Here is a 1,750-nt window from a genome sequence, read left to right on the forward strand (position 1 = left end):
AACCAGCGCGGAACCATCCCCCGGCCACGATCAGCACGAGCAAGGGACGTGACATCCCGACCGTAGACCGGGGCCATGCCGCGCGGGCCGGACATCTGTCCTGCCGTTGATGTCCGAGGGTCGGACCAATGTCCGACCACGCGAAAAACGTCAGGGAAAACGCGACCATGACAGCATCGGCCCGCGCGCCCGAATACTTCGAGCCGGACAGCTTTTGCCGCCATGTGATGGACACGCTCGGCTATGAGGTGGTCCAGGCGATCCGTGAGCGGCTGGGCGGGCAGGAGTTCAAGATACCGCATCCGAAGAACCTGTTCGACGGTCATCCGCTGGCCGTGGCGCTGGGGCTGGACGAGGCCAGGGCGCTGGCCGAACAGTTCAACGGCGAGCGGGTCTATGTGCCGCAGCCGACAAGGGGCGCGACCGACACGGCCCTTCTGGAAGCCGTCGAGGCGGGCGCGACCAATCACGACCTGGCCGACCGCTACGGCCTGACGGTGCGGCACGTGCGGCGTCGCCTGGCCATGCTCGGCGTCCGCAATCCGAACCACCGAACCCCGGTCGGACGGCCCCGCAGCACCGACCGGAACGATACCGCCCCCACCCGCGCCCGCAGGATCGATTCTAACGGGGGGTTAACGGGGTCTACGGGCGCAACCCGGCAGTCCGGCTAGTCCGACTGCCGTCAATCAGGAAGGCCGCTCCTGCGGCCGCTCAGCAAGGGAAACGACATGAGCTCTCTCAACACCAACACCGCCCGCGTGATCGACCCGGTCCTTTCGGGCATCGCCCAGGGCTATCGCCATGCGCAGCGCGTCGGCCATATCCTCTTTCCGGCCGTCGATGTCATGGCGCGCGGCGGGCGCGTGATCGAGTTCGGCCGCGAAAGCTTCTGCAACTACAAGTCGCGCCGGGCACCGGGGGCCGATGCGGTCTGCATCCAGTTCGGCTATGAAGGCAAGCCCTTCAGCCTGGACCAGTATTCCCTGGACGCGCCGGTGCCGCGCGAACATGCCGAAGACGCCCAGACCGTGCCGGGCATCGACTTGGGCAAGCGGGCCGTCAACCTTGTGATGGATGCGCTGACGCTGACGCTGGAAATCGAACAGGCCGAGCTTGCGCTCGATCCGGCGAACTATCCCGAAGACAACATCCTTGCCCTGGCGGGCTCGACCTGCTGGAACAGCGAGGCGGCCGACCCGATCATGGACATCGACGAGGCGAAAGAGCGGGTGCGCACCACCTGCGGCGTCGATCCGAACCGCATGGTGGTCAGCAGCGCGGGATTCCGGGCGCTGAAGAACCACCCCCGTATCACCGAGCGGTTCAAGTACACCACGTCCGAAAGCATCACCGCCAAGATGCTGGCGGGTCTGTTCGAGCTGGACGAGCTGGCCGTGGGCAAGGCCACCTATGTGGACAGCGATGCGCCTGACGCGCCGTTCAAGGAGGCGTGGGGCAACGCCGCCGTGCTGGCCTATGTGCCAATGCAGGACGCCGCCCTGGAACAGCCCTCGTTCGGCTACACCTACACGCTCAGGGGGCATCCCTTCGTCGAGCCGCCGCGCTGGGAAGGCGGGCGCCGGTCGTGGGTCTATGGCGTGACCTACGAGCGCAAGCCGGTGCTGACGGGCATCGCCTCGGGCTTCCTGTTCCAGAACATCGTGGACCCGGCGTGATGAGCGGCGCGGGCAAGTTCGGCCCGGTCGAGGTGTTCCGGGCGGGCAGCTTCACCGACATGACCGGTGAG

Annotated in this window: 2 protein-coding genes; both read left to right on the forward strand. The window is 66.9% G+C overall.

Going from position 1 to position 1,750, the window contains the following annotated elements:
- The first annotated feature begins 167 nt into the window (after positions 1 to 167).
- Positions 168 to 674, forward strand: coding sequence for a hypothetical protein (locus GH815_RS18610; protein WP_153750218.1), 507 nt, complete (start codon positions 168 to 170; stop codon positions 672 to 674).
- A gap of 57 nt (positions 675 to 731) precedes the next feature.
- A complete protein-coding gene (locus tag GH815_RS18615) occupies positions 732 to 1,679 on the forward strand; it encodes a major capsid protein (protein ID WP_153750219.1) in 948 nt (315 codons plus the stop codon).
- The last annotated feature ends 71 nt before the right edge of the window (positions 1,680 to 1,750 follow it).

The sequence above is a fragment of the Rhodovulum strictum genome (assembly GCF_009649175.1).
Classification (GTDB): Bacteria; Pseudomonadota; Alphaproteobacteria; order Rhodobacterales; family Rhodobacteraceae; genus Rhodovulum; species Rhodovulum strictum.